The 19,364-nt window shown below is 65.4% G+C and carries 20 protein-coding genes and 1 other RNA gene; 12 read left to right on the top strand and 9 right to left on the bottom strand.

What is annotated here, in order from left to right:
* Positions 1-76 precede the first annotated feature (76 nt).
* From rho to NJH59_RS01450, 6 genes are all read left to right on the top strand, one after another.
* The gene (gene rho / locus NJH59_RS01475) at positions 77-1,336 is read left to right on the top strand and encodes a transcription termination factor Rho (RefSeq protein ID WP_043863391.1); all 1,260 of its coding nucleotides are present in this window, start codon (positions 77-79) and stop codon (positions 1,334-1,336) included.
* A gap of 125 nt (positions 1,337-1,461) precedes the next feature.
* A complete protein-coding gene (gene ubiD, locus NJH59_RS01470; protein WP_054915496.1) occupies positions 1,462-2,928 on the top strand; it encodes a 4-hydroxy-3-polyprenylbenzoate decarboxylase in 1,467 nt (488 codons plus the stop codon).
* Positions 2,928-3,896: a CDP-6-deoxy-delta-3,4-glucoseen reductase gene (locus NJH59_RS01465; protein WP_043863393.1), complete on the top strand. Its 969-nt coding sequence runs from the start codon at positions 2,928-2,930 to the stop codon at positions 3,894-3,896. Before ubiD ends, NJH59_RS01465 begins: the two co-directional genes overlap by 1 nt.
* 276 nt (positions 3,897-4,172) lie before the next feature.
* Positions 4,173-4,823, top strand: coding sequence for a gamma-glutamylcyclotransferase (locus NJH59_RS01460; RefSeq protein ID WP_043863394.1), 651 nt, complete (start codon positions 4,173-4,175; stop codon positions 4,821-4,823).
* A gap of 51 nt (positions 4,824-4,874) precedes the next feature.
* On the top strand, positions 4,875-5,516 hold the full coding sequence (locus tag NJH59_RS01455) for an energy transducer TonB (RefSeq protein ID WP_116052406.1): 642 nt from the start codon (positions 4,875-4,877) through the stop codon (positions 5,514-5,516).
* Between the two features lie 11 nt (positions 5,517-5,527).
* On the top strand, positions 5,528-6,058 hold the full coding sequence (locus tag NJH59_RS01450) for a CbrC family protein (RefSeq protein WP_054915498.1): 531 nt from the start codon (positions 5,528-5,530) through the stop codon (positions 6,056-6,058).
* Between the two features lie 61 nt (positions 6,059-6,119).
* Here NJH59_RS01450 and NJH59_RS01445 read toward each other — a convergent pair whose 3' ends face one another.
* Entirely contained in the window at positions 6,120-7,097 is a 978-nt protein-coding gene (locus NJH59_RS01445; protein WP_196932026.1) for an NADPH:quinone oxidoreductase family protein, read from the bottom strand.
* Positions 7,098-7,253: 156 nt separating this feature from the next.
* Here NJH59_RS01445 and NJH59_RS01440 point away from each other — a divergent pair, with 156 nt between their 5' ends.
* Positions 7,254-7,664, top strand: coding sequence for a flagellar basal body-associated protein FliL (locus tag NJH59_RS01440; RefSeq protein WP_054915500.1), 411 nt, complete (start codon positions 7,254-7,256; stop codon positions 7,662-7,664).
* Here the strand turns inward: NJH59_RS01440 and NJH59_RS01435 are convergent, their stop codons facing one another.
* From NJH59_RS01435 to NJH59_RS01420, 4 genes are all read right to left on the bottom strand, one after another.
* A complete protein-coding gene (locus tag NJH59_RS01435; RefSeq protein WP_043863399.1) occupies positions 7,665-8,774 on the bottom strand; it encodes an ABC transporter permease in 1,110 nt (369 codons plus the stop codon).
* Complete coding sequence (gene rbbA / locus NJH59_RS01430; RefSeq protein ID WP_253086257.1) at positions 8,774-11,509, bottom strand: ribosome-associated ATPase/putative transporter RbbA; 2,736 nt, start codon at positions 11,507-11,509, stop codon at positions 8,774-8,776. Before rbbA ends, NJH59_RS01435 begins: the two co-directional genes overlap by 1 nt.
* The gene (locus tag NJH59_RS01425) at positions 11,506-12,465 is read right to left on the bottom strand and encodes an HlyD family efflux transporter periplasmic adaptor subunit (RefSeq protein WP_080922916.1); all 960 of its coding nucleotides are present in this window, start codon (positions 12,463-12,465) and stop codon (positions 11,506-11,508) included. The genes rbbA and NJH59_RS01425 overlap by 4 nt, the downstream gene beginning before the upstream one ends.
* A 101-nt stretch (positions 12,466-12,566) precedes the next feature.
* Positions 12,567-13,016, bottom strand: a complete 450-nt coding sequence (locus tag NJH59_RS01420) for an EVE domain-containing protein (protein WP_104572813.1) — start codon at positions 13,014-13,016, stop codon at positions 12,567-12,569.
* A gap of 210 nt (positions 13,017-13,226) precedes the next feature.
* On the opposite strand from NJH59_RS01420, the gene NJH59_RS25475 reads away from it, so the two are divergent.
* Positions 13,227-13,349 carry a hypothetical protein gene (locus NJH59_RS25475; RefSeq protein ID WP_255001640.1) on the top strand — a complete coding sequence of 41 codons (123 nt, stop codon included), beginning with the start codon at positions 13,227-13,229 and terminating at the stop codon, positions 13,347-13,349.
* A 16-nt stretch (positions 13,350-13,365) separates the two neighbouring features.
* On the opposite strand, the gene NJH59_RS01415 is transcribed toward NJH59_RS25475, so the two are convergent.
* The 4 genes from NJH59_RS01415 to NJH59_RS01400 form a co-directional block, all read right to left on the bottom strand.
* Positions 13,366-13,971, bottom strand: a complete 606-nt coding sequence (locus NJH59_RS01415; protein WP_043863403.1) for a 5-formyltetrahydrofolate cyclo-ligase — start codon at positions 13,969-13,971, stop codon at positions 13,366-13,368.
* Positions 13,972-14,057: 86 nt separating this feature from the next.
* Positions 14,058-14,235, bottom strand: a non-coding RNA gene (gene ssrS, locus NJH59_RS01410) — 6S RNA.
* Between the two features lie 19 nt (positions 14,236-14,254).
* Positions 14,255-14,572 (bottom strand): cell division protein ZapA, encoded by a 318-nt coding sequence (locus NJH59_RS01405; RefSeq protein WP_043863404.1) that lies wholly within the window; start codon positions 14,570-14,572, stop codon positions 14,255-14,257.
* Positions 14,569-14,778, bottom strand: coding sequence for a TIGR02449 family protein (locus NJH59_RS01400; protein ID WP_043863405.1), 210 nt, complete (start codon positions 14,776-14,778; stop codon positions 14,569-14,571). The genes NJH59_RS01405 and NJH59_RS01400 overlap by 4 nt, the downstream gene beginning before the upstream one ends.
* A gap of 153 nt (positions 14,779-14,931) precedes the next feature.
* On the opposite strand from NJH59_RS01400, the gene NJH59_RS01395 reads away from it, so the two are divergent.
* From NJH59_RS01395 to NJH59_RS01380, 4 genes are read left to right on the top strand one after another with little or no spacing between them, the layout of a single operon-like run.
* Entirely contained in the window at positions 14,932-15,486 is a 555-nt protein-coding gene (locus NJH59_RS01395) for a YecA family protein (protein WP_043863406.1), read from the top strand.
* Positions 15,487-15,512: 26 nt separating this feature from the next.
* On the top strand, positions 15,513-16,847 hold the full coding sequence (gene pepP / locus NJH59_RS01390) for a Xaa-Pro aminopeptidase (RefSeq protein WP_253086272.1): 1,335 nt from the start codon (positions 15,513-15,515) through the stop codon (positions 16,845-16,847).
* Positions 16,844-18,040: a 2-octaprenyl-6-methoxyphenyl hydroxylase gene (gene ubiH, locus NJH59_RS01385; RefSeq protein WP_116052403.1), complete on the top strand. Its 1,197-nt coding sequence runs from the start codon at positions 16,844-16,846 to the stop codon at positions 18,038-18,040. The genes pepP and ubiH overlap by 4 nt, the downstream gene beginning before the upstream one ends.
* Positions 18,041-18,076: 36 nt before the next feature.
* Positions 18,077-19,294 (top strand): 2-octaprenyl-3-methyl-6-methoxy-1,4-benzoquinol hydroxylase, encoded by a 1,218-nt coding sequence (locus tag NJH59_RS01380; RefSeq protein WP_173925094.1) that lies wholly within the window; start codon positions 18,077-18,079, stop codon positions 19,292-19,294.
* Positions 19,295-19,364 lie beyond the last annotated feature (70 nt).

Raw genomic sequence — 19,364 nt, 5'->3', positions numbered from 1 at the left:
TCGCCTTCTCTGCGGCGCGGCTTCATTAAGCCAGAAGCTTAATTCCCCCTTCTTACATGATTACGTCATTCCCCTTATGAATCTGACTGAACTCAAGCAAAAGCCGATTACCGATCTGCTCGAATTGGCCGAACAGATGGGCATAGAAAATATGGCCCGTTCGCGCAAGCAGGACGTGATTTTCTCCCTGTTGAAAAAGCACGCGAAAAGCGGCGAGGAAATCTCCGGTGACGGCGTGCTGGAGATTCTCCAGGACGGTTTCGGCTTCCTGCGTTCGGCTGACGCTTCGTACCTGGCCGGCCCGGATGACATCTATGTCTCGCCCAGCCAGATTCGTCGCTTCAACCTGCGTACCGGTGACACCATCGTCGGCAAGATCCGCCCGCCCAAAGAAGGCGAGCGCTACTTCGCGCTGCTCAAGGTCGACACCATCAACTACGACCGTCCGGAAAACGCGAAGAACAAGATCCTCTTCGAAAACCTGACGCCGTTGTTCCCGAACAAGCGCCTGAAGATGGAAGCCGGCAACGGTTCCACCGAAGACCTCACCGGTCGCGTCATCGACCTGTGCGCGCCGATCGGCAAGGGCCAGCGCGGCCTGATCGTCGCCCCGCCGAAAGCGGGCAAGACCATCATGCTGCAGAACATCGCGGCCAACATCACCCGCAACAACCCCGAGTGCCACCTGATCGTGCTGCTGATCGACGAGCGCCCGGAAGAAGTGACCGAGATGCAGCGCACCGTGCGCGGCGAAGTGGTCGCCTCCACCTTCGACGAGCCGCCAACCCGTCACGTGCAAGTGGCCGAGATGGTCATCGAGAAGGCCAAGCGCCTGGTCGAGCACAAGAAGGACGTGGTCATCCTGCTCGACTCGATCACTCGTCTGGCCCGTGCCTACAACACCGTGATCCCGAGCTCCGGCAAGGTGCTGACCGGTGGTGTCGACGCCCACGCCCTGGAGAAGCCGAAGCGTTTCTTCGGTGCTGCACGTAACATCGAGGAAGGCGGTTCGCTGACCATCATCGCCACCGCGCTGGTCGAGACCGGCTCGAAGATGGACGAAGTGATCTACGAAGAGTTCAAGGGTACCGGCAACATGGAACTGCCCCTGGACCGTCGCATTGCCGAGAAGCGCGTGTTCCCGGCCATCAACATCAACCGTTCGGGTACCCGTCGCGAAGAGCTGCTGACCGCCGACGACGAGCTGCAGCGCATGTGGATCCTGCGCAAGCTGCTGCACCCGATGGACGAGATCGCTGCCATCGAGTTCCTGGTCGACAAGCTCAAGCAGACCAAGACCAACGACGAGTTCTTCCTGTCGATGAAGCGCAAGTAACACGGGCGGTACGCAAGAGCCGGGGAAACCCGGCTTTTTGCTATCTGTACATTGTCTATTCTGGCGGGCGGGGTTCGGCGCTACACTTTGCACCCCGACCGCTACGGCGAACACGAGGCTCCCGCATGCAGTATCGCGATTTGCGCGACTTTATCCGCGGCCTGGAACAGCGCGGCGAACTCAAGCGCATTCAGGTCCCCATCTCCCCGATCCTGGAAATGACCGAGGTCTGCGACCGCACCCTGCGTGCCAAGGGCCCGGCGTTGCTGTTCGAGAACCCTACCGGTTACGACATTCCGGTGCTGGGCAACCTGTTCGGCACCCCGGAGCGCGTGGCCATGGGCATGGGCGCCGAGTCGGTCAGCGAACTGCGCGAGATCGGCAAGCTGCTGGCCTTCCTCAAGGAGCCCGAGCCGCCCAAGGGGCTGAAGGACGCCTGGTCGAAGCTGCCGATCTTCAAGAAGGTCATCTCGATGGCGCCCAAGGTGGTCAAGGATGCGCCCTGCCACGACGTGGTGATCGAGGGGGACGACGTCGATCTTGGCGCGCTGCCGATCCAGCACTGCTGGCCGGGCGACGTGGCGCCGCTGATCACCTGGGGCCTGACCGTGACCCGAGGTCCGAACAAGGACCGCCAGAACCTGGGTATCTATCGCCAGCAGGTCATCGCCCGCAACAAGGTCATCATGCGCTGGCTGAGCCACCGTGGCGGCGCGCTGGACTATCGCGAGTGGTGCGAGAAGCACCCTGGCCAGCCGTTCCCGGTGGCCGTGGCACTGGGCGCCGACCCGGCGACCATCCTCGGCGCGGTGACCCCGGTGCCCGACAGCCTGTCCGAGTACGCCTTCGCCGGCCTGCTGCGCGGCAACCGTACCGAGCTGGTCAAGTGCCGCGGCAATGACCTGCAGGTGCCCGCCACCGCCGAGATCATCCTCGAAGGCGTGATCCACCCCGGCGAGATGGCGCCCGAAGGCCCGTATGGCGATCACACCGGCTACTACAACGAGGTCGACAGCTTTCCGGTGTTCACCGTGGAGCGCATCACCCACCGCACCAAGCCGATCTATCACAGCACCTACACCGGGCGTCCGCCTGACGAGCCGGCGATTCTGGGCGTGGCGCTGAACGAAGTGTTCGTGCCGATCCTGCAGAAGCAGTTCCCCGAGATCACCGACTTCTACCTGCCGCCTGAAGGCTGCTCGTACCGCATGGCGGTGGTCACCATGAAAAAACAGTACCCAGGGCACGCCAAGCGCGTGATGCTGGGGGTGTGGTCGTTCCTGCGCCAGTTCATGTACACCAAGTTCGTGATCGTCACCGACGACGACATCAACGCGCGGGACTGGAACGACGTGATCTGGGCCATCACCACGCGCATGGACCCCAAGCGCGATACCGTGATGATCGACAACACACCGATCGACTACCTGGACTTCGCCTCGCCGGTTTCCGGCCTGGGCTCGAAGATGGGCCTGGATGCCACCCACAAGTGGCCGGGCGAAACCACCCGCGAGTGGGGGCGTGTCATCGTCAAGGACGAGGCCGTCACCCGACGCATCGATGAGCTGTGGACACAGTTGGGAATAGACTGATGCAGGTTACCTTGCAGCCCTCCGGGGCGGTGCTGGCACTGAACCCTGGTGAGCGCATACTGGATGGGGCCCGTCGTCTGGGCTATGACTGCCCGCAGAGCTGCCGCAATGGCAATTGCCATGTGTGCGCGGCACTGCTGGTGGAAGGCCGTGTGCGCCAGGATGGCGAGGTGAAGGACCATGGCGAGCTGTACACCTGCATCGCCGAGCCGCTGGAGGATTGCGTGTTGCTGTGGGATGGCGTGTTGGCCCTGGGCGAGCTGCCGGTGCGCAAGCTGGCCTGCCAGTTGAGCGAATGTGTCGAGGTGGGCGGCGACGTGTGGCGCGTGCGTCTGCGCGCGCCGGCCGGCAAGCCGCCGCGCTACCACGCCGGGCAGTACCTGATGATCGAGCGCGAAGCTGGCGACAAGGCCGCGTTCTCGCTGGCCTCGGCGCCACACAGCGGGCGTGACCTGGAGCTGCACGTGCTGGCCCGCGAGAGCAGTGCACTGGAACTGATCGCACAGTTGCAGCGCAACCGCATGGCGCGGGTGGAGCTGCCGTTTGGCGACACGCACCTGGCCGAACTGCCGGACGGGCCGCTGGTACTGATTGCTGCCGGTACCGGCATGGCGCAGATGCACAGCCTGATCGAACATTGCCGGGCCAGCGGCTTCAAGCACCCGGTGCACCTGTACTGGGGAGTGCGCCGCCCGGAAGACTTCTATCAGATCGAGCACTGGGACGAGTGGGCAACGCTGCCCAACCTGTTCCTGCACAAGGTAGTGAGCGACTTGTGCGGCTGGGAGGGGCGCTGCGGACTGCTGCACGAGGCCGTGTGCGAAGACATTGCCGACCTTGCGGGCGTGCACGTGTATGCCAGTGGCTCGCCCACCATGATCTACGCCACCCTCGATGCCCTGGTGGACGCTGGCATGGACGCACACCAGATGCGCGCCGATGTATTCGCTTATGCCCCGCGCGGCTAACTTAGGTAATAACGGCGCGTTGCAATAACGCGCCGATTCAAATAACCCGATTGTGCCTCGTTGGTTATAAGTGCTGGTCGCGTTAATTATTGCAAGCACCGCCAAAAACTATTACTACACTTGAAACAGCAGGCCTGAAAGCCCCGGTGCTGGGGGCTTTGTTTGCAACGGGGGCTTGTATTCGAGCGGCCATCTGCCGTACGGTCGATGTATTGTTATTGCAATGACTTTACAGTGGGCCACTTCAGTAGTTCACGAGGAATTCTGGCGGCGATCATGTCGGCAATTGAAACTGCACCCTCGAGTTTGGCGTACCCTCCGGTGCTCGACTTCGGTCAGCAACTGACCCACGAGCAACTTCGACAATCGGTTGATCACACCATGTCCCGCCATCAGGGCGGCCCGGTCTGGCTGTTTGCCTATGGCTCGCTGATCTGGCGACCGGAATGCAGCGCGGCCGAGCGCCGGCGCGCACGCGTGCATGGCTATCATCGCGGCCTGTACCTGTGGTCCCACGAGCACCGCGGCACTCCGGAGTGCCCGGGGCTGGTGTTCGGTCTGGACCGTGGTGGCTCGTGCAGCGGCTTTGCCTATCGGCTGCCCGAAGAGCGCCTGGAGGATTCATTGCTGGCGCTGTGGCAGCGCGAGATGCCGTACCCGGCGTACCGTCCGCACTGGCTCAACTGCCGCCTCGAGGACGGCAGCAAGGTGCAGGCACTGGGCTTCGTGCTGGAGCGGCACCTGCCGTGCTATGCCGGCAACCTGCCCGACACCTTGCTCAGCCATATCCTGGCCAGCGCCAAGGGCCGCTACGGCACCACCCGCGACTATGTCGAGCAGACCCTTTCGGCGCTGCGCACCCATGCCATGCCCGACCGCAACCTGGAGGCACGCTTCAAGCGTTGTCATTCGGCGGACAAGGCGTGAAGCCTGCGGTACCATCGCGCCCCTTATCAATGGACGTGTTGGGAATCAGGGATGAAACGCTGGCTTGGAATACTGTTGTGCTGGTGCTGCGCCGTGCAGGCCGAGCATGTGCCCACGTTCGCACAGCCCCCGGCCCCGGTTTACCCGAGGGCCATGAGGCTGGTGGGCCTGGAGGGCGCTGTGCGCATCGGCTACCAGGTCGATTCGCGCGATGGCTCGGTCAGCCATGTAACCGTCAAGCACAGTGATCATGCGTTGTTCAGTGCGTCTGCAGAAGCGGCCATCGCAAAGGTGCGGTTCGAACCCTGGACGGTGGCCGCGGGCGAGCCGGTGAAAACCGATGTGGTGCAGAGCCTGCTCTTTCGCATGGATGAGCAGTCCATGGCGATGACCCTGGATGCCCAGGCCGCGTTGCCGCAGCTGCAGTGCAAGCTGTTCAGTTACTACCTGGCCACCTACCGTCAGATCCGCTCGCATCAGCCGCTGTGGCAGATGGACAGCGTGGCCACGTCCATCGGCTTGCTGGCCAGGACGTCACCCGCATCGCCCACCCTGCTGCAGTTCAAGCAGGCGCAGCAGGCGTTCGAGGCAGCGCTGCCGTCTATCGAGCGGCGCTGCGCCGGGCAGCCCGACCTGATGTTCATCGACGCCTGGCCGCAGCAACTGCGTGACCTTGCGCTCAAGCAGCTGTGAGAAGGAATGCCATGACAACACCACTTCCGGTCTTTACCTATTACCCCGGCAAGGTTCATTACATCGTGGCCAGCAGCGAGGCTTGCGTGTGCTGCGGGCAGGCGCGTGGTTACCTGTATGACGGCACGCTGTACACCGCGCAGACACTCGAGGGCGATATCTGCCCGTGGTGCATTGCCGATGGTTCGGCGGCCAGGCGCTACGACGGCAGTTTCCATGATGTGTATGCGATGGGGGAGGCGGGCATAAAGCCTGAGGTGCTCGACGAGATCGCCTATCGCACGCCGGGCTATCCCACATGGCAGGACAGCCAGTGGATGCACCATTGCGGTGACGCCTGCGAGTTCCACGGGGACGCCAGCGCCGAGGACATCAGTGAGGCCACGCCGGCGACCCGGGAGCACTGGGCCGAGTACAACGGCATGACCGTGGAGGACTGGTCGTGGGCCGCGGTGGGGTATGCGCCGGGCGGGGATACCGGGTTCTACAAGTTCGTGTGCCGTGGGTGCAAGCAGGTGCTGCTGGCCTGGGACATGAGCTGACGTTCACGCCTCTATCGCGGGTCAAGTCCGCTCCCACAGGGCAGTGCGGGAGCGGGTTTGGCTATCGCACAGACACCACCAGCTTGCCCACCGCCTTGCGCCCCGCCAACTGCTCGATTGCAGCCCCGGCATCGGCCAGTGGGTAGGTCTGCGACACCAGCGGTTTCAGCTTGCCCTCGGCATGCCACGCAAACAGCTGCTTGAAGTTCGCGGCGTTATCCGCCGGCTGGCGCTGCGCGAACGCACCCCAGAATACCCCCAGTACCGCCGCGCCCTTGAGCAGCGTCAGGTTCACCGCCAACTGCGGGATCTGCCCGCTGGCGAACCCCACCACCAGCATCCGTCCGTTCCACGCCAGCCCGCGCACCGCCTGCTCGAACAGCTCGCCGCCCACCGGGTCGAAAACCACGTCCACGCCCTGGCCACCGGTCAGGCGCTTGATCTCGTCCTTGAGGCCGCTTTCGCTGTAGTTGATCAGCTCGTCGGCACCGGCAGCCTTGGCCACGGCCAGCTTGTCGGCGCTGCTGGCCGCTGCGATCACCCGCGCGCCCAGGGCCTTGCCGATCTCCACCGCCGCCAGCCCGACCCCGCCCGACGCGCCCAGCACCAGCAGGGTTTCCCCTGCTTGCAGCTGCCCGCGCTGGGTGAGCGCGTACATCGAGGTGCCGTAGGTCATGCCGAATGCGGCAGCCGTGGCGAAGTCCATGTGCGCCGGGATCGGCATCACGTTGTAGCCTGGCACCGCGATCTGCTCGGCAAAGCTGCCCCAGCCGGTCAGCGCCATCACCCGGTCGCCCACCTGCAACGGCCCGGCCTTTTCGCCCACCTCCAGCACTACCCCTGCTGCTTCGCCACCCGGCGAGAACGGCAGTGGCGGCTGGAACTGGTACTTGCCCTGGATGATCAGGGTGTCGGGGAAGTTGACCCCCGCCGCATGCACCTGCACCAGCACTTCATTGCGTTTGGGCACGGGGCTGGCGACCTCTTCGAGGACCAGGTCGCTGGCCGGACCATGGGCTTTGCACAACACGGCTTTCATCAGGGCTATTCCTTTGCGGGTGGTGGCCGATAAGTGTAGGTGGGCAGGGTGTCGGGTCAACGAGCATGCCCCGGCCTGATAAGCCGGCATAAGCCCGGGCTTGGGTTTGGCGAAGGCGCTGGGTATGCTGGCGCCAACTGTTTGAGGAGCGAATTGGTGAAAGCGTGGATCTTGATGGTACTGGCTCTGATGCTGCCAGCGGCGGCCATGGCCGAAGAAGCCAAGGACGGAGAGGGCGCGCCGAAGGTGTCGTACATCTCCCTGACCCCGCCACTGGTGGGCAACTATGCCCTTGATGGCGGCCCCAAGCTGCGCGTGTACAAGGCCGATGTGGCGTTGCGCGTGGACAACGATGTGGATGCGGCCGCGGTCAAGCACCACGAACCGCTGATCCGCAACCAGCTGGTGGCCCTGTTCACCCAGCAGAGCCTGGACGGCATGAGCAACGTCGAGGCCAAGGAACACCTTCGCCAGGAAGCCCTCAAGCAGGTGCAGCAGGTGCTCAACGGCGAAGAAGGCCGGCCGGTGGTGGCCGACCTGCTGTTCAACAACCTGATCGTGCAGTAGTCACGAAGCCAGGCTGCGGCGAAAGCGTGCCAGGGCGATCGCAAAGAACGCCAGGCCGATCGCCGCCAGCGCCAGCAGGTCCGGCCACACCACCGATGCGTCGGCGTCGCGGAACAGGATCGCGGCACCCAGGCTGACGAAGTGGGTGGAGGGTGACAGTTGCATCACCCACTGCAGCCATTGCGGCATGCTGTCCAGCGGCGTGCTGCCGCCCGACAGCAACAGCATCGGGATGATCACCGGGATCGCCAGCAAGCCGAACTGCGGGGTCGAGCGCGCCAGTGTGGCGAGGAAGATCCCCAGCGCGGTGCTGGCGAACAGGTACAGCGCGGTCACGCCCAGGAACAACCCCATGGAGCCGGCCAGCGGCACTCCCAATGCCCCCTTGACCACCACCTCCAGCGACACCCAGGTGCACAGCACCACCACCAGCGCGTTGCTGCCGATCTTGGCCAGCATGATTTCCAGTGCCGTCAGTGGCAGTACCAGCAGGTGGTCGAGGGTGCCATGCTCGCGTTCGCGCAGCAGCGCAGTGCCGGTCAGCACGATGGCCAGGATGGTGATGTTGTTGACGATCTGAATCACCGCCAGAAACCAGCCGCCCTCCAGGTTGGGGTTGAACAGCGCCCGTGGGCTCAGCAGCGCCGGGCTCTGCACGGCCTGCTTGGCGTAGTCGAGCAGCTCGCGTTCGAAGATCCGCCCGATGTAGCCGGCGCCCATGAACGCCTGGCTCATGGCGGTGGCGTCGACGTTCACCTGCAGTTCCGGGGTGCGCCCGGCCAGCAGGTCGCTCTGGAAGTTCACCGGGATATTGATCACGAAGGTGTACTGGCCGCTGTCCATGGCCTGGTCGAGCTGGTCGTAGGGCAGCGTCACCGCCGGCTGGAACTCCGGCGGTTGCAGCGCCTCGCCCAGCTTGCGCGAGACCAGGCTGTGGTCTTCGTCGACGATGGCCACGCTGGCGTTGTGCACGCCGATCACCGAGCCGGCGGCGGGCATGTAGATGGCCACGCTGAAGGCATACAGCAGAAACAGCAGCAGCACGCTGTCGTGGCGCAGGCTGGTCAGCTCCTTGAGACCGAGGCGGTAGATATGGGCCAGGCGCTGCATCAGACCTCCTGCTTTTTCAGCATGATCAGGCTCAGCCCGGTGAAGCCGGCGAAGAACCCGAACAGGGCCAGGCACTGCGGCCAGAGTTCGCGCAGGTCCAGGGCCTTGGTGAAGGTGCCGACGGCAATGTCGAGGAAGTAGCCGGCCGGGAACAGCTGACCCATCAGTGCTGCCGCGCCATCGAGAGAAGAGCGTGGCACGATCAGCCCGGAGAACTGGATGGTCGGCAGGCTGGTGATGATCATGGTGCCCAGGATCGCCGCGATCTGGGTGCGGGTGAATGCCGAGATCAGCAGCCCCAGGCTGGTGGTGGCCAGCAGGTACAGCACCCCGCCGCAGGCCAGGGCCAGTGCGCTGCCCTTGAAGGGCACGCCGAACAGCCAGCGGTTCATCGCCACCAGCAACGCCAGGTTGACCAGGCTCACCAGCAGGTACGGGGCCTGCTTGCCGAGCAGGAACTCCAGGCGCGTGAGCGGCGTGGCGTAGAAGTTGGTGATCGAGCCCAGCTCTTTTTCACGCACGATGCCCAGTGCCGTGAGCATCGCGGGAATGAATGCCAGGATCAGCGCCATCACCCCGGGGCCGATGGCGTTCACGCTGATCACGTCCTGGTTGTAGCGAAAGCGGGTTTCAAGCTTTACCGCTGCCAGGCCTGGCTGTGCGCGGCTGCTCAGCGCGGCGAGCTGTTCGAGGTTGGCCTGGTGCACGGCCTCCACATAGTTGCGGCTGGTTTCGGCGCGAAACGGCATGCCGCCATCGAGCCAGGCCGCCACCACCGGCTGGCGCCCGGCATTCAGGTCGCGGCCAAAGCCGGGGGGGATCTCCAGCGCCAGCTTGATTTCCGAGCGTTGCAGGCGCTTGTGCAGTTGCGCGGCGTCGCGGATCGGCGCCTGCTCGGCGAAGTAGCGCGAGCCGCGAAACGCTTCCAGGTACAGACGGCTTTGCGGGCTCTGGTCCTGGTCGTAGACCGCGAATGCCAGGTTCTCCACGTCCAGCGAAATGCCATAGCCGAAGATCACCATCATGAACAGCGCACCGAGCAGGGCGAAGGCCAGGCGCACCTTGTCGCGCAGCAGCTCCTTGCCTTCGCGGGTGGCTACCGCGAACAGCCGCACGAAGCTGAAGCCGCTGCGGGGTGGCGGGCTGGCGGCCTCGGCGGTGGTGCTCACCGGTTGGGCCTCGGTCGGCGCCGGGCTGCTGTTCTGCGCCTGTTCCAGGCAGGTGACGAAGGCGTCTTCCAGGGTCTGGCCACCGAACTGCTGTTGCAGCGCGGCTGGGGTATCGCAGGCCAGCACACGGCCGGCGTGCATCAGCGAGATGCGATCGCAGCGCAGCGCCTCGTTCATGAAGTGGGTGGACAGGAAAATGGTCACGCCCTGCTCGCGGGACAGCTCGATCAGCAGGCGCCAGAAGTCGTCGCGTGCGGCCGGGTCGACGCCGGAGGTGGGTTCGTCGAGGATCAGCACTTCAGGCCGGTGCAGCACCGCCACGGCCAGCGACAGGCGCTGGCGCAGGCCCAGCGGCAGGGCGCCGGACTGCTGGTCGGCAATGTCGCCCAGGTCGAAGCGCTCGATCAGTTCGGCGATGCGCGGGGTGCTGTCGGCCTTGTTCAGGTCGAACAGGCGCGCGTGCAGCTCGAGGTTCTGACGCACGCTCAGTTCGCCATACAGCGAAAAGCTCTGCGACATGAAGCCGACGCGCTTGCGCGTGGCCAGGTCCTTGGCGTCGACCGGGCGGCCGAGCAGGGTGGCGCTGCCTTCGCTGGCCGGCATCAGGCCGGTGAGCACCTTCATGGTGGTGGTCTTGCCACAGCCGTTGGAGCCCAGGAAACCGAAGATCTCGCCACGGCCGATGGCGAAGCTGACCTTGTTCACTGCGGTGAAGTCGCCGAAGCGCAGGGTCAGTTCATGGGCCTCGATGGCGATGTCGCCGTCGTCGGCCGGGCGTGGAGGGATCACCAGCGGCGCCTGGGTGCGGCTGCGGTCATCCTGCTGCTGGCTCTGGTAGCAGGTGAAGGCGTCGTCCAGCTTGCCGCTGGCGGTGGCGCCGGCCAGCTCGCGGCTCAGCCCCTGGGCGATCAGGCGACCACGGTCGAGCATCAGACAGTGCTCGAACTGTTCGGCCTCTTCCATGTAGGCGGTGGCCACCAGCAGGGTCAGTTGCGGACGCTCGCCGCGCACCTGCTCCACCAGCTCCCAGAAGCGCCGGCGCGACAGCGGGTCGACGCCGGTGGTGGGCTCGTCGAGAATCAGCAGGTCGGGCTCGTGGATCAGTGCGCAGCACAGCCCGAGTTTCTGCTTCATGCCCCCGGAGAGCTTGCCTGCCGGGCGTTCGGCAAAGCGTTCCAGGTCGGTGGCCAGCAGCAGCGCGTGCATGCGCGTGTCGCACTCGGAACGGCTCAGGCCGAACAGCGTGGCGAAGAAGCGGATGTTCTCGCTGATCGACAGCTCGGGGTACAGGTTGCCGCCCAGGCCCTGGGGCATGAAGGCGATGCGCGGGTACAGGCTGTTGCGGTGGCGGCGCTGGCGGATCGAGCCGTCCAGCACCTGCAACTCGCCCTGTTGCAGCTTCTTGACCCCGGCAATCAGCCCCAGCAGGCTCGACTTGCCCGCACCGTCCGGGCCGATCAGGCCGCAGCGGGTGCCTGCCGGCAGTTCAAAGCAGATGTCCTGCAGGGCCTCGAGGGAGCCGTAGCGGTGGCTGATGCCACGCGCCTGCAGCGCCAGGGCCGTCATTGCAGGTTGGCCGGCCAGTCCACGGGGGCGCTACGCACATAGCCGGCGCCGGGCATGCCCGGCTTGGCCTGGGGCACCGCGCTGGGCTCGGTCAGGCGCAGCTTGACGCGAAACACCAGCTTCTGGCGCTCGTCACGGGTTTCCACCTGCTTGGGGGTGAACTGCGCCTTGGCTGCCACGAAGCTGATCTTGGCCGGCAGCGCGCGGTCGGGCAGGGCATCGAGCACGATGCGCGCCTGGTCGCCCACGGTCAGTTTGCCGGTGGTGGAGGCGGGCAGATAGAGGTTCATGTACTGGTCGCTGGGATCGATCAGCAGCAGTACGCGCCCGCCGGCCCCGAGCACTTCGCCCGGTTCGGCCAGGCGCAGCTGGATCACGCCATCGATGGGCGCGCGCAGGCTGCTGTCGTCGATTTCGCTGGTGAGCTGGGCCACCTGGGCCTCGGCGGCACCGATGGCGGCCTTGATTGCCGCGAGTTGCGCTCGCGCTGCCACCACGGCTGAATTGCTGGTGTCGTAGCGGGCCTGCTGCTGGTCGAGCAATTGCTGGCTGGAGTACTTGCGCTGGAACAGTTCGCGCACGCGCTTGAGTTCCTGGCTGGCCAGCAGCTGTTCGCTCTGGCGCAGCTGCACGGTGGCCTGGGCGGCCGCGTAGTTCTCGCGGGCACGCAGCACTTCGGCTTCGGCCTGGTTGCGCTGGGCCTCCATGGTGCGGGTGTCGATGCGCGCCAGCAGTTGGCCCTTGTGCACCACGTCGCCCTCGTCGGCCAGCACTTCGGCCAGGCGCCCCGGCACTTTGGTGGCGATCTGCACCTCGGTGGCCTCAAGGCGACCGTTGCCCATGCTCAGGCCTTCGGGCAGACGGTCGTGCATGGACTTCCAGTAGCCCAGGCCGCCGGCTGCCACCAGCAGCGCAATCAGCGCGCCGGCAAAGAGTTTGGGGGTGTGTTGGCTCATCGACATGCACCTGCATCCTGCTGCGTTTGACGTCAGAGTCTGACGTTTTGCCTACCGTGGCGGGTTGATACGTATCAAACGAGTGGGCATCTTACGCGAAATTAACGTAGTGCGAGCACCGCGGCCCATTGTTTGTCCGTCACCGGCATCACCGACAGGCGGCTGCCCTTCTGTACCAGTGGCAGTTCGGCCAGTGCCGCCTGTTGCTTGAGGTAGCCAAGGCCCAGCACCTTGCGCAAGGTTTCCACATGCTCCACGTCCACTGCGCTCCACGGGTTCTTCTCGGCGCTGGCCTTGGCGTCGAAGTAGTGGCTCTCGGGGTCCAGTGCGGTGGGGTCGGGGTAGGCGGCGGTGGTGATGCGGGCAATACCGGCGATGCCGGGCTCGGGGCAGCTGGAGTGGTAGAAGAAGAACAGATCGCCCACCGCCATGGCGCGCATGAAGTTGCGCGCCTGGTAGTTGCGCACCCCGTCCCAGCGCGCCTGGCCGAGGCGGGCGAGGTCTTCGATCGAGAGCTCGTCGGGCTCGGATTTCATCAGCCAGTAGGCCATCGTTGACGCTCCAGACAAAGTTTGAAATAACCTGTTGCATGAAACCGACAGCCGGTTGGCGTCAACGTTTGCGTGTGGCACCAGGTTGTCGGAGAATGCGCGCATTTTAAGCTTGACGCTGCTGCACGGCATAATAAAAACCGTTGCTGTCATCGTGATGAGTTTGCCTGAGGGGGGCAATCGATGAATCGCAAACCGGATTTGCTCTGGGTGCTCGTTTTTCTGTTTGGCCTGGGTGTGGTCACCACCGGCTATGCACAAAGCCTGTGGGAACAGAAACTCGAAACAGCCGCCTACGAGATGCCGGCCGCCCCGACCCCCGTCAAGCGTTGAGCCTTGCGGCGCCCGTTCAGGGTGCCAGGTACCACCCCCTGTCCGATACCGTGCCCTGCAGCGGCACGTCCCAACTGGCCTGGGCCAGTCGTTGCACTTTCTGGCATTCGTGCGCCAGCCCCAGCAGCAGGGGTTTCTTCCAGGCCTTGCGCCGCCCCTGATACGCCAGGCTGCGGTCATAGAACCCGCCGCCCATGCCCAGTCGCCCACCCGTCTCGTCGAAACCCACCAGCGGCAGCAGGATCAGGTCCAGTGCCCAGGTGGGTCGCTGGCGTGTGAGATTGATGCGTGGTTCGGGGATGCGGAAGCGGTTGGGGCGCAGTTTTTCACCGTGCTCGAAGCGCTGGAAGGCCATGCGGGTTCTGGGCCAGGCGTGCAGCACCGGCAGGTAGGTATGCTTGCCTCGACGTTGAGCTTCGCGCAGCAGCAGGCGCGGGTCGATCTCGCTGTCGTTGGGCAGGTACAGGGCAATGTGCCGGGCACGACGAAACAGCGGGTGCTGCGCCAGTTGCCGGTACAGGCCGCGCGCGGCACGGCGCTGTTCGGCCGGGCTGAGGGCGCGGCGGGCATCACGGAGCAGGCGACGAAGTTGGGGGCGGGTAAGCGGCGCGGTGTCGGTCATGGCACGGGCGGTCCCTGGGGCGACTGCCACGCAGGGGTGGCAGTGCATGTGCGTGCGCCGCTGGGTGGGCGCAGGCTGGAGAATTCAGGCTCCCCGACGAACCGCTGTCGGTGTAGCCCTTGAACCCGAAAGTTCAAGGTGGAGATTACAGGAGGCGTTAAGGCTTTCCGTCAAGCGGACATGCACACCGGCCCCACGTGCAACCCCCGTGGTTGTGCGTATCGGCTCAGGGACATGACCGACTGGCAAGCACTCCAGGGAGTGGTCGGAGTATACCCGAAACTCAGGCCGGTTTTGAACCCGCGTCGTCGGCCAATGCCTGATCGACACGTTCGAGCAGGTCGCGCACCTGTTCACGGGTGGCACCGCCGGTGGGCGCCTGCGGGCGCTCCTGATTGTGCAGCAGGTCGTGGGTGATGTTCAGCGCCGCCATCACCGCGATACGGTCGGCGCCGATCACCTTGCCGCTGCTGCGGATCTCGCGCATCTTGCTGTCCAGGTAGCGCGCTGCGCTGACCAGGTTGCTGCGCTCTTCCGGCGGGCAGATGATCGAATACTCCTTGTCGAGGATCTGAACGGTGACGCTATTGCTTGAACTCATGAGTCTTGCTCCAGGGCCTTGAGCCGCGAAATCATCGATTCGACCTTACGCCGGGCGATCTCGTTTTTTTCGATGAGGTGGGCGCGCTCCTCGCGCCAGGATTTTTCCTGAGCTAATAGGAGTGCATTTTGCCGCTTTAGTTGCTCGACACGTTCGATCAACAGCTCGAATCGGCCCATCAGCGCTTGCAGGTCGTTCTCTGGCATGACGTGCCACTCGCTTTTGTCAGACGGGTCTTACCCGCTCATTAAGTTCCGGCATGCCCCGAATTGGCGGCGTCGATGGTCTTGGCGCGCCTGCCGGTGCTAGGATACAAGGCCTTCATTCTAGTCATTGCGCCGTCTGGCGCCTAGCTGCCCATGCCCATTACGAATTCGCCATACACCGCTTTTGCCACCTTGCTCACCAGCAACGGTCACCCTGTTTCGCCTGCCGAGCTTCACGGCTTGTTGCTCGGGCGCAGCTGCGCCGGCGCCGGCTTCGATGCCGACGGCTGGTTGGCCGATGCGGCCCACCTGCTGGAAGTCGATCCTGTAGACAATGTTCGTAACGCTTTGATCGGCCTGCAGGAGATGGTCAAGGGCGAACTCACCGGTGAAGAAGTCACCGTCGTGCTGTTGCTGCCCACCGACGATGCCCCGCTGACCGAGCGTGCCATCGCCCTGGGCGAGTGGTGCAAAGGCTTCCTGTACGGCTTCGGCCTCAACTCGGCAGGCCTGAGCCTGAGTGCCGAAGCCAAGGAAGTGCTGGGTGACCTGGACGCCATTTCCCAGGTCCAGGATGCACTGGAAGAATCCGAAGACGGCGAAAGCGACTATATGGAAGTGATGGAGTACCTGCGCGTCGCACCGATGCTGCTGTTCTCCGAGCTGGCCAAGCCACAGGCGCCTGCGCCCAAGCCTTCCTTGCACTAAATGCCGAACAGGGGTTCCTCGTGCCAATAGCCCATATCCCCAAAGCGGAGTATGCCCGTCGTCGCAAGGCGCTGATGGCGCAGATGGAACCCAACAGCATCGCCATCCTGCCCGCGGCCGCGGTGGCCATTCGCAACCGCGACGTGGAGCATGTGTACCGCCAGGACAGCGACTTCCAGTACCTCAGCGGCTTCCCGGAGCCCGAGGCGGTGATTGCGCTGATCCCCGGCCGCGAGCACGGTGAGTACGTGCTGTTCTGCCGCGAGCGCAACCCCGAGCGCGAGCTGTGGGACGGCCTGCGCGCTGGCCAGGAAGGCGCGATACGCGAATACGGCGCGGACGATGCGTTCCCCATCACCGACATCGACGACATCCTGCCGGGCCTGATCGAAGGCCGCGACCGGGTGTACTCGGCCATGGGCAGCCACCCCGAATTCGACCGCCACCTGATGGAGTGGATCAACGTGATCCGCTCCAAGGCCAACCTCGGCGCCCAGCCACCGAACGAGTTCGTTGCGCTGGATCATCTGCTGCACGACATGCGCCTGTATAAATCGGCCACGGAAGTGAAGGTGATGCGCGAGGCCGCGGCGATTTCGGCACGCGCTCACGTGCGGGCCATGCAGGCCTGCCGCGCCGGGTTGCACGAATACAGCCTGGAGGCCGAGCTGGACTACGAGTTCCGCAAGGGCGGGGCGAAGATGCCGGCCTACGGCTCGATCGTGGCATCGGGTCGCAACGCCTGCATCCTGCATTACCAGCAGAACGACGCCCTGCTCAAGGACGGCGACCTGGTCCTGATCGACGCCGGGTGCGAGATCGACTGCTACGCCAGCGACATCACCCGCACCTTCCCGGTCGGCGGGCGCTTCTCGCCGGAGCAGAAAGCGATCTACGAGCTGGTGCTCAAGGCCCAGGCTGCAGCCTTTGCCGCGATTGCACCGGGCAAGCACTGGAACCATGCCCACGAGGCCACCGTGCAGGTGATCACCGAAGGGCTGGTGGAGCTGGGGCTGCTCAAGGGCGACGTGCCGGCGCTGATCGAGGCCGAGGCCCATCGCGCCTTCTACATGCACCGCGCCGGTCACTGGCTGGGGCTGGATGTGCACGACGTCGGCGAGTACAAGGTCGCCGACCAGTGGCGCGTGCTGGAGCCGGGCATGGCCCTGACGGTGGAGCCGGGCATCTACATTGCTGCCGACAACCAGAGCGTCGCGAAGAAGTGGCGCGGTATCGGCGTACGAATCGAGGACGACGTAGTGGTGACCAAGCAGGGCTGTGAAATCCTGACCTCCGGCGTACCGCGCACGGTGGCCGAAATCGAAGCATTGATGGCGGCTGCACGCAGCCACGCCGCATGAGCCGGGTCAACCTTGCCATCATCGGTGGCGGCCTGGTCGGTGCCAGCCTGGCGCTGGCCCTGCAGGCCGGGGCCAGGGCGCGTGGCTGGAAGATCCTGCTGATCGAGCCGTTCGCCCCCGGCGACAGCTTCCAGCCCAGTTACGACGCACGGTCCTCGGCGCTTTCCTACGGCACCCGGCAGATCTACGAGCGTCTGGGCCTGTGGCAGCCGATCAGCCGCCGCGCCGAACCGATCCGCCAGATCCAGGTGTCCGACCGTGGCCGCTTTGGCGCCACCCGCCTGGACGCCCTGGAAGAAGGCGTGCCGGCACTCGGCTACGTGGTCGAGAACGCCTGGCTCGGCCAGTGCCTGTGGCAGGGGCTGGATGCCGAGGTGGTGACTTGGCGCTGCCCGGCGCAGGTCAGCGCGATGCAGCCGCTGGCCGACGGCTACCGCCTGACACTGGATGACGACACCACGGTGGACTGCGACCTGGCGGTACTGGCCGACGGCGGGCGTTCCGGGCTGCGCGAGCAGTTGGGCATCCACGTCAGCCAGCGTCCGTACAACCAGAGTGCGCTGATCGCCAACATCACCCCGAGCGAGGCCCATTGCGGGCAGGCGTTCGAACGCTTCACCGATGACGGCCCGATGGCCTTGCTGCCGCTGCCGGAAAACCGCTGCGCGCTGGTCTGGACCCGTGCCGGAATGGATGCCAGACGGCTGGCCGAGATAGACGAGCGAGCCTTCCTGGCCGAGCTGCAAGGCGTGTTCGGCTACCGTCTGGGCACCTTGCGCCAGGTGGGCGCGCGTCACCTCTACCCGCTGTCGCTGGTAGAGGCCCAGGAGCAGGTGCGCTCGCACCTGGTGGTGCTGGGCAACGCCGCGCACAGCCTGCATCCGATTGCCGGGCAGGGTTTCAACCTGTCGCTGCGCGACGTGCAGTCGCTGGCCGACGGTCTGCTGGCCGGGCCCGAAGTACCAGGCGACCTGGCGACCCTGCAGGCCTACCGCGAGCGCCAGCGCCTGGACCAGGACCTGACCGTGGGCTTCTCCGACAAGGTCACGCGGCTGTTCGGCAGCGGCCAGCCGTTGCTCGCCACCGGGCGCAACCTGGGCCTGCTGGGCCTGGACCTGCTGCCCCCGGCCAAGCGCTGGTTCGCCCGCCAGGCCATGGGCCTGGGTACACGCCCGGACCAGCCTGGCCAATGACCCCTTCTTCTCTTTATCGGGCTTGAAAGCATGGAAATGCGCGCAGATCTGTTGATTGTCGGTGCCGGAATGGTCGGTAGCGCCCTGGCCCTGGCCTTGCAGCACAGTGGCCTGGACATCCTGCTGCTCGACGGCAGCCCCCTGACGGTCAAGCCGTTCGATGCACAGGCGCCCTTCGAGCCGCGAGTCAGCGCGCTGTCGATGGCCAGCCAGCGCATCCTCGAGCGCGTGGGCGCCTGGCAGCACATCCGCGAGCGGCGCCTGAGCCCGTATTCGGACATGCACGTGTGGGACGGCAGCGGCACCGGGCAGATCCACTTTTCGGCCGCCAGCGTGCACGCCGAGGTGCTCGGCCACATCGTCGAGAACCGCGTGGTGCAGGACGGTCTGCTGCAGCGCCTGCACGACAGCGAGATCGGCCTGCTGGCCAACGCCCGCCTGGAGCAGATGCGCCGCAGTGGCGACGACTGGCTGCTGACCCTGGCCGATGGCCGCACCCTGCGCGCGCCGCTGGTGATTGCGGCTGACGGCGCCAACTCGGCGGTGCGCCGCCTGACCGGCTGCCAAACCCGTGAGTGGGACTACCTGCACCACGCCATCGTGACCAGCGTACGCTGTGCCGAGCCGCACCAGGCCACGGCCTGGCAGCGCTTCACCGATGACGGCCCGCTGGCGTTTCTGCCACTGCTGCGCGACGGCCAGCAGCACTGGTGCTCCATCGTGTGGTCGACCACGCCTGCGCAGGCCGAGCGCCTCATGGCCCTGCCGGACGAAGCCTTCTGCGCCGAGCTGGAGCGGGCCTTCGAGGGCCGCCTGGGCACGGTGCTGGCGGTTGACCCACGGCTGTGCGTACCGCTGCGCCAGCGCCATGCCAAGCGCTACGTGGCCGAGGGCCTGGCGTTGATCGGCGATGCGGCCCACACCATTCACCCGCTGGCCGGGCAGGGCGTGAACCTTGGCTTTCTGGATGCGGCGGTGCTGGCCGAAGTGCTGCAGCATGCCCATGAGCGCGGCGAGCGCCTGGCCGACGTGCGCGTGCTGAGCCGCTACGAACGACGGCGCATGCCGCACAACCTGGCCTTGATGGCCGCAATGGAGGGCTTCGAGCGCCTGTTCCAGGCCGACCCGCTGCCGCTGCGCTGGCTGCGCAACAGTGGCCTGAAGTGGGTGGAGCAACTGCCGGAGGCCAAGGCGCTGTTCGTGCGCCAGGCGCTGGGGCTGAGCGGCGACCTGCCGGAGCTGGCACGGGCCTGAGGCGGCACCGCAACATCTGGTAACTCCTCCCTTGGCAGTTCGGTTGAGAAGGCAAATGGCATTCACTACC

The organism is Pseudomonas sp. VE 267-6A, from assembly GCF_024126555.1.
Lineage (GTDB): Bacteria > Pseudomonadota > Gammaproteobacteria > Pseudomonadales > Pseudomonadaceae > Aquipseudomonas > Aquipseudomonas palmensis.
Note: the sequence above shows the minus strand (reverse complement) of the source record. Positions and strands in the feature narration are given on the sequence as shown.

Coding starts and splice junctions, on each gene's coding strand:
- NJH59_RS01400 (WP_043863405.1), bottom strand. CDS start 14,778: ATGCCAGAGAACGACCTGCAAGCGCTGATGGGCCGATTCGAGCTGTTG.
- NJH59_RS01465 (WP_043863393.1), top strand. CDS start 2,928: ATGCAGGTTACCTTGCAGCCCTCCGGGGCGGTGCTGGCACTGAACCCT.
- NJH59_RS01450 (WP_054915498.1), top strand. CDS start 5,528: ATGACAACACCACTTCCGGTCTTTACCTATTACCCCGGCAAGGTTCAT.
- rho (WP_043863391.1), top strand. CDS start 77: ATGAATCTGACTGAACTCAAGCAAAAGCCGATTACCGATCTGCTCGAA.
- NJH59_RS01435 (WP_043863399.1), bottom strand. CDS start 8,774: ATGCAGCGCCTGGCCCATATCTACCGCCTCGGTCTCAAGGAGCTGACC.
- NJH59_RS01405 (WP_043863404.1), bottom strand. CDS start 14,572: ATGAGTTCAAGCAATAGCGTCACCGTTCAGATCCTCGACAAGGAGTAT.
- rbbA (WP_253086257.1), bottom strand. CDS start 11,509: ATGACGGCCCTGGCGCTGCAGGCGCGTGGCATCAGCCACCGCTACGGC.
- ubiH (WP_116052403.1), top strand. CDS start 16,844: ATGAGCCGGGTCAACCTTGCCATCATCGGTGGCGGCCTGGTCGGTGCC.
- NJH59_RS01460 (WP_043863394.1), top strand. CDS start 4,173: ATGTCGGCAATTGAAACTGCACCCTCGAGTTTGGCGTACCCTCCGGTG.
- NJH59_RS01380 (WP_173925094.1), top strand. CDS start 18,077: ATGCGCGCAGATCTGTTGATTGTCGGTGCCGGAATGGTCGGTAGCGCC.
- NJH59_RS01395 (WP_043863406.1), top strand. CDS start 14,932: ATGCCCATTACGAATTCGCCATACACCGCTTTTGCCACCTTGCTCACC.
- ubiD (WP_054915496.1), top strand. CDS start 1,462: ATGCAGTATCGCGATTTGCGCGACTTTATCCGCGGCCTGGAACAGCGC.
- NJH59_RS01445 (WP_196932026.1), bottom strand. CDS start 7,097: ATGAAAGCCGTGTTGTGCAAAGCCCATGGTCCGGCCAGCGACCTGGTC.
- NJH59_RS01415 (WP_043863403.1), bottom strand. CDS start 13,971: ATGACCGACACCGCGCCGCTTACCCGCCCCCAACTTCGTCGCCTGCTC.
- NJH59_RS01455 (WP_116052406.1), top strand. CDS start 4,875: ATGAAACGCTGGCTTGGAATACTGTTGTGCTGGTGCTGCGCCGTGCAG.
- NJH59_RS01425 (WP_080922916.1), bottom strand. CDS start 12,465: ATGAGCCAACACACCCCCAAACTCTTTGCCGGCGCGCTGATTGCGCTG.
- NJH59_RS01420 (WP_104572813.1), bottom strand. CDS start 13,016: ATGGCCTACTGGCTGATGAAATCCGAGCCCGACGAGCTCTCGATCGAA.